The organism is Paenarthrobacter sp. Z7-10 (genome assembly GCF_026932795.1).
Classification (GTDB): Bacteria; Actinomycetota; Actinomycetes; order Actinomycetales; family Micrococcaceae; genus Arthrobacter_M.
The window spans coordinates 1-6,888 of sequence record NZ_JADPVH010000099.1; the positions used below are offsets into that span (position 1 = coordinate 1).

Genomic DNA, 6,888 nt, shown 5'->3' on the forward strand with positions numbered 1-6,888 from the left:
GACCCGAAGACCTCGAACACGTCGCCCAGGAACTCAACGCCCGCCCCCGCAAAACACTGGGCTGGAATACCCCAGCCGAACAACTACGTGATCTACTAAGAGCCAGCTAAACCCGGGTGTTGCAACAACCCCTAGAATTCAAGCAGATCAGTATTCTGCCCACAGCGGTTGGGCCGGACGGTGGGCAGAGCGGGAATCTGTCCCACAGCGGCTGGGCCGGACGGTGGGCAGAGCGGGAATCTGTCCCACAGCGGCTGGGCCGGCGCGAACGCGGCGCGCCTGCCTAAGATGGCGGGTGCGGTGACATAATCTGCGAGGGTGAGCGCGCTAACAGAGGTACCCTCGGATTTCCTGACAGCCCTGGGCACCCTTCGAAAAGCCCATTGCCGCAGCGAACTGCGTCTGGAAGAACTGCCTGCCCCCTCGAGACTGGCACCGTTCGCGGTGGCCCTGGGGGCTGAGGTCACCGGACGCCCGGTGCGGCCCGTCCACGGTCCAGCCGCCATGGCCGCCGCCCAAGCCGGACCGCCAGAACTGGCGACTGGACGTTTCATCCTGCTGCATGACCCGGACGGATCTGCGTTATGGGATGGCACCTTCCGGATTGTCACCTACATCCGGGCCCAGTTGGAGGCGGACATGGGCAATGATGCCATGCTCGGATCGGTGGCTTGGGCCTGGCTGGTGGAAGCCCTCGAGGGCCACGCCGCGCCCTACCGGTCTGCGGGGGGCACGGCAACCCGGATCCTGTCGGAGAGCTACGGGACCCTGAGCGGACGCCAAGATTCCAGAGACATCGAGCTCAGGGCGTCCTGGACGCCCGCCGGCGCCGATGTGCAGGCGCATTTGGAGGCATGGTCGGACATGGTCTGCACCTTCGCAGGGCTGCCGCCACTGCCCGAAGGTGTGCTTGCGCTGCCGAACAGGCGTCGTAACTGAGCCGCCCCTGCGCCGGCCCATCCTCGGCGCCCCGGCTGGATATTCCCTCCCGGTGGGAAGCCGTCGCTAGACTGGAGGCACGATGACGACCCCAAACACGGAAAAGCGCACCCGGGTGCGCCGCGACAGGACGCCCCGGCCGGCCAGGAAGCCCGCGGATGAAGCCATGGAAGGCACCGGTGGCATCAATGGCGCTGAAGACGCCGAGGCAGGTGCAGCGGGGTACTCAAGCCGGTTTTCCAACCGAGGGTCCCGCGAACGGCACCGTGACCACACCGAGGACCGAGCGTCCCACGATCGGGACCCCGACCACACCGGCGACAGCGCATCAGAGGTACGGATTGACCTGTCCGCGCTTCCGGCGGTCATTGATCTGGACACGCCCAGGGACGGAGTGCCGCTGGTCATCTCGGACACGGAGGGCCTGAAGACTGCCGCTGCCGCACTCGCCGCCGGCACGGGGCCTGCCGCCGTAGACGCCGAACGTGCCTCCGGATTCCGCTACGGTCAGCGTGCCTTCCTGATCCAGATCCGCCGCAAGGGCGCCGGTACCTGGCTGATCGACCCAGAACCCCTGCAGGACCTTTCCGTCATCAATGAAGCACTTCGCGGAGTGGAATGGATACTGCATGCCGCCTCGCAGGATTTGCCTTGCCTGGCGGAACTTGGCATGTGGCCGGAAAAGCTCTTCGACACCGAGCTGGCGGCCAGATTGGCGGGACTTCCCCGGGTCGGACTTGCTGCCGTGATTGAGCAATTGCTGGGATTCGGCCTCGCCAAGGAACACTCCGCCGCCGACTGGTCCACCCGCCCGCTTCCGGAACCCTGGCTGCGGTATGCAGCGTTGGACGTGGAAGTGCTGGCGGAGCTGCGCGAGGAACTCATCGAGCTCCTCGAAGGCCAGGGAAAACTGGTCCTGGCCGAGGAGGAGTTCGCCGCCATCCTGGCTGCCGGAGTCTCCGGTCCCCGCATCGACCCTTGGCGCCGCACCTCCGGTGTGCACCAGCTCCGCGACCGACGACAACTGGCGGCCGTCCGGGAGTTATGGCTGGAGCGCGAGCAGTTGGCGCAGAAGCGCGACGTTGCCCCGGGCCGGCTGATCCCTGATTCCGCCTTGGTGGCAGCCGCGAAGGCCATGCCCTCTACCGTTCCAGCGCTGCTCACCGTGAAAGGCTTCCACGGCCGCGCTTCAAAACGCGAGGCCCCACGTTGGCTTCGCGCCATTGCCGCCGCCCGTGAACTGGATGAACTACCACCAATGCATCTGGCCACGAACGCGCCTCCCCCGCCCCGCATGTGGGCGGACCGCGATCCCGTTGCAGCCGCACGGCTTGCCACCGCCAAGCCCCGGCTTGCCGAATTGGCGGATGAATGGAACATGCCGGTGGAGAACCTGCTCACTCCTGACCATCTGCGCCGCTTGGCTTGGCGTCCGCCCGCGGTGGTCACCGAGTCAGCGCTGGCGGAGCAACTCGCCACCCTTGGCGCCCGGCCGTGGCAGATCGGGATCACGGTGGCGGCCTTGACGGAGGCCTTCCTGAATCCGGCTCCGCTGCCTGTCAAGGAAAAAGCTGTGCCCGCAGACTCCGCCCCGCCGGTTCAGACCGCCGACTCCGCTTCCCCGGCGCAAGCCGCAGCGCTGCCCACCGATTCCGAGGCCTGCACAGTTCAGCAGGAGCGCCAGCAATCGGGACCCGGCAGCAGGTAGAACCAGGCCGGGTTGCCGGCTTGTCAGCTAAGTTACCCACGGGTAACGTTGGTGGGAACGCCGTCGGAGGCCAGCCCAATCGGCTCCGCCGGCATCCATGTCTCGGCGAGGAGCAACAGGTGAGTCAGAACCGGCAAGTACGGGATGTCGTCTTCGTTGACGGGGTCCGCACCCCCTTTGGCAAGGCCGGTGAGAAGGGGATCTATGCCGAAACCCGTGCCGACGACTTGGTGGTCAAATGCATCCGGGAGTTGATGCGCCGCAATCCCTCGCTACCCGCCGACCGGATCGACGACGTTGCGATCGCGGCCACCACCCAAACCGGCGATCAGGGGCTCACGATCGGCCGAACGGCCGCCCTGCTGTCCGGATTGCCGAAGTCGGTGCCCGGATTCGCCATCGACCGGATGTGTGCCGGCGCCATGACCGCCGTAACCACCACCGCGTCCGGCATTGGCTTTGGCGCCTACGATGTGGTTATTGCCGGCGGAGTCGAGCACATGGGACACCACCCCATGGGTTCCGGGGCCGATCCAAATCCGCGGTTCATGTCTGAGCGGCTGGTCGATCCGGCCGCGCTGAACATGGGCAACACCGCGGAGAACCTGCATGACCGCTTCCCGGCCATCAGTAAGGACCGCGCCGATGCCTACGCGGCCGCAAGTCAGGCCAAACTCGCCGCGGCCTATGCCGAAAACCTTATCCAGCCCGATCTGGTGCCGGTGGTGACCCGAAAGCCCGGACAGGGCTGGAGGCTGAACACCGTCGATGAACCTCCGCGGCCGGGCACCACAGTGGCGGACCTTGCCACGCTGCGCACCCCGTTCCGCGCGCACGGTCGAGTCACCGCGGGCAATGCCGCCGGACTGAATGACGGCGCAACAGCGGCCGTGCTGGCCTCTGCCGAGGCCGCCGAAGAACTGGGGCTGACAGTCAAGATGCGGCTGGTCTCCTACGCCTTTGCCGGCGTGGAGCCCGAGGTCATGGGCATTGGTCCGGTGCCCGCTACGGAAAAGGCCCTGAAAATGGCACGTCTGGACATCACCGACATCGGGCTTTTTGAAATCAACGAGGCCTTCGCGGTGCAGGTTCTTTCCTTCCTTGATCACTTCGGCATCGCCGACGACGACGATCGCGTCAACCGCTACGGCGGCGCCATTGCGGTTGGTCATCCGTTGGCCTCCTCGGGCGTGCGGCTGATGAACCAACTGGCCCGCCAGTTCCAGGACGATCCCTCCGTTCGGTTCGGCATCACCGCCATGTGCATCGGACTGGGCATGGGCGGCGCGGTCATCTGGGAGAATCCGCACTGGAATGGCGTTGACAACGCTCCGGCAGGCTCAGGAACCGGTACCCCCGCCAGCGATGAGGAGAACGAAGAATGAGCGCACACGGCTTCAAAGCACTGGCCGAACTTTTCCCGGACGAGATAGTCACGCACTCCTATCTGGAGGACGTTGAGCTGCCGGACGGCCGCGGCGGCAGTGCGGGCACCTTCGCGCTGATCACCCTTGACAATGGTCTGGATCACCGCCGCCCCACCACTTTGGGGCCCAATACCCTGGTGGAGCTGGGCACGGTGCTCGAGGCCCAGCGTGAGCGTGCCGCGCGCGGTGAAATCATTGGCGTTGGAGTGACGGGCAAGCCGCATTTTTTGGTCGCCGGGGCGGACCTCTCAGCCGTCAAGACACTGCGGGAACGGAAATCTGGCGTGGCGATGGCCCAACTGGGCCACGATGTCTACAGCACGCTCAATGATCTGGGCGTGCCCAGTTTTGTTTTCATCAACGGAGTGGCGCTCGGCGGTGGACTGGAGATTGCACTGAACGCCAACTATCGCACGGTTTCGACCGGCGCCGGGGCGCTGGGCCTGCCCGAGGCCTTCATTGGCCTGGTCCCCGGTTGGGGCGGCGTGTACCTACTGCCGCGACTGATTGGCCCGGCCAATGCCGTCAAGGTCATGATCGAGAACCCGCTCAGCAATAACCGCACCCTGAGCGGACCTGCCGCCTTTCAGCTCGGAATTGCGGATGCTTTGTTTGAGCCGGCGGACTTCGTCGAGCAGTCGCTGGCCTGGGCTGCCAAGGTCATTACCGCAGACATCACCGTCGAACGCCCGAACTCCGTTACGGACCCGCTTAGCGAAGCCGACAGCGAGGCCTGGGATGCCGCCGTCGCCCGCGCCCGGGCATTTGTCGAAGAACGCACCTCCAATGCCGCTCCCGCACCCGCCCGTGCGATCGCGCTGCTGGAGCAGGGCAAGCACTACACCAAGGCCAAGTCCTTTGAGCAGGAAAACCTGGCGCTGGCCGATCTGATGCAGACGGATGAATTCCGTGCCACGGTCTACGCATTCCTGGATTTGGTGCAGAAGCGTGCCAAGCGCCCGGCCGGTGCACCGGACCCTGCGTTGGCCCGTCCGGTCACCAAGGTTGGCGTGGTGGGCGCCGGCCTGATGGCCAGCCAGCTCGCCTTGCTCTTTGCGCGCCAGCTCAAGGTCCCCGTGGTGCTGACGGACATTGACCAGGTCCGGGTCGATAAGGGCGTGGGATACGTTCACGGCGAGCTGGACAAGCTGCAGGCCAAAGGGCGCATTTCCCCCGATGCGGCCAACCGGACCAAGGCGCTGGTCTCTGGCTCGGTCAGCAAGGACGTCTTTGCCGACGCGGACTTCGTGATTGAGGCCGTTTTTGAGGAGCTGTCCGTCAAGAAGCAGGTGTTCGCCGAGGTGGAGGCCATTGTTTCGGATTCCTGCATCCTTGCCACCAACACCTCCTCGCTGTCCGTGACGGCCATGGCGGCGGACCTGCTGCACCCCGAACGGTTGGTCGGGTTCCACTTCTTCAATCCGGTGGCGGTGATGCCCCTGCTGGAGATCGTGCAGGCTCCCGAAACGGACGACGCAGTGCTGGCCACGGCCTTCGCCACAGCCAAGACGCTGCGTAAAAACGCGGTCCTGGTCAAGGACGCTGCGGCGTTCGTGGTAAACCGGATCCTGGGTCGGCTGTTCGCGGAAATCACCTTGGTTTTCGATGAAGGGACGGATGCGGCCACGGCGGACAACGCCCTGCGCCCGATGGGCCTGCCCATGACACCGTTCACCCTGCTGGCGATGGTGGGCCTGCCGGTGGGACAACACGTGCAGGAATCCCTGAGGGCCGCATTCGGAGAGCGCTTTTACGTGTCCGCGAACCAGCAGAAACTGATCGACGCCGGGAAAAAGGGACTGTGGGAGACGGCAGACGACGGGAGCAGGTTGGTGCCCGAGGAGACTCTGGCGCTGCTGGACTTCGGCGACCGTTCCTCCACCGCGGAGCAGGTCCTCGCCCGGACCCAGGATGCGCTGGCCGACGAAATTGGGCGGATGCTTTCGGAAGGTGTTGTTGCCGGGCCGGAGGATATTGACCTGTGCATGATCATGGGCGCCGGGTGGCCAATGCACCTCGGCGGCATAACTCCGTATCTGGATCGGACAGGAGCCTCGCAACGGGTAACCGGCAGCAGGTTCCATCCCGCCGGCATCGCTTCCAGGCCGTAGCCGCCCAGGCCGCGCCGTGGGGCCGCCGCGTCGTTTGGAGCGGGCCACGCCGGTTGGCGGGCCGGCCCCGGCAGGGCCCAAGCATCCTCCCAGCCGGATCTGGCAGCATAGGGATATGGACTCCTGCCCTTGCCTCCTGACCCGCCGCGCCCTGTTGGGAGCCACCGGTGCCGCCGGAACAGCTGCCGCGCTCTCCGCCTGCGCGCCCAGCGGGGGCGGTTCCCCGGCTGGGCAGACACCGGGCCCTATTCCCACTGGCGGGACGCCGGTCCGGGTAGGCAAGGTATCCGACGTTGCGGTGGGATCGACGGCGGCCGGCAGCGCCAACGGCAAGGACGTGCTGATCTACAGGCCGGAGGAGGCTTCGGTCCTCGCGTACAGCGCCGTTTGCCCGCACGCCGGCTGTGTGGTGGCGCCGGCAGGACAAGAGTTTCACTGCCCCTGCCATGGCTCGATCTTCCAGCCGTCGGACGGCGGCGTGCAGACCGGACCGGCGCGGAAACCCTTGTCCCGACTGGCGGCGGCAATCGACGGCGAATGGATCACCGTCAGCGTCTAGGTGGGTGGGTCGGTAGTGGTTTGACGTCGGGTTTGGTGTCGTAGCGGCTTTTTGTTCCTGCCGGGCTGGATCGGTGCGGGTTGCTGGTTCGTGGGGCGCGACCGTGTCGGTCGGTGCTTTCGCCTTCCTTGGATGGTCTCCGGC

5 protein-coding genes are annotated in these 6,888 nt (G+C 66.0%); all 5 read left to right on the forward strand.

The window, feature by feature from the left end; translation table 11 throughout:
• The first annotated feature begins 318 nt into the window (after nucleotides 1–318).
• The 5 genes from IV498_RS18245 to IV498_RS18265 all read left to right on the forward strand — a co-directional run bounded on the left by IV498_RS18245 (nucleotide 319) and on the right by IV498_RS18265 (nucleotide 6,744).
• Nucleotides 319–939 (forward strand): DUF3000 domain-containing protein, encoded by a 621-nt coding sequence (locus IV498_RS18245; RefSeq protein WP_269048498.1) that lies wholly within the window; start codon nucleotides 319–321, stop codon nucleotides 937–939.
• 82 nt (nucleotides 940–1,021) lie between these two features.
• Entirely contained in the window at nucleotides 1,022–2,647 is a 1,626-nt protein-coding gene (locus IV498_RS18250) for an HRDC domain-containing protein (protein WP_269048499.1), read from the forward strand.
• 119 nt (nucleotides 2,648–2,766) lie between these two features.
• A complete protein-coding gene (locus tag IV498_RS18255; RefSeq protein ID WP_269048500.1) occupies nucleotides 2,767–4,032 on the forward strand; it encodes a thiolase family protein in 1,266 nt (421 codons plus the stop codon).
• On the forward strand, nucleotides 4,029–6,185 hold the full coding sequence (locus IV498_RS18260; RefSeq protein WP_269048501.1) for a 3-hydroxyacyl-CoA dehydrogenase NAD-binding domain-containing protein: 2,157 nt from the start codon (nucleotides 4,029–4,031) through the stop codon (nucleotides 6,183–6,185). The genes IV498_RS18255 and IV498_RS18260 overlap by 4 nt, the downstream gene beginning before the upstream one ends.
• Nucleotides 6,186–6,300: 115 nt before the next feature.
• Nucleotides 6,301–6,744 carry a QcrA and Rieske domain-containing protein gene (locus IV498_RS18265; protein WP_269048502.1) on the forward strand — a complete coding sequence of 148 codons (444 nt, stop codon included), beginning with the start codon at nucleotides 6,301–6,303 and terminating at the stop codon, nucleotides 6,742–6,744.
• Nucleotides 6,745–6,888: the final 144 nt, after the last annotated feature.

Excerpts from the sequence above, each read along its gene's own strand:
- IV498_RS18260 (WP_269048501.1), top strand. The coding sequence starts at position 4,029 with ATGAGCGCACACGGCTTCAAAGCACTGGCCGAACTTTTCCCGGACGAG.
- IV498_RS18250 (WP_269048499.1), top strand. The coding sequence starts at position 1,022 with ATGACGACCCCAAACACGGAAAAGCGCACCCGGGTGCGCCGCGACAGG.
- IV498_RS18265 (WP_269048502.1), top strand. The coding sequence starts at position 6,301 with ATGGACTCCTGCCCTTGCCTCCTGACCCGCCGCGCCCTGTTGGGAGCC.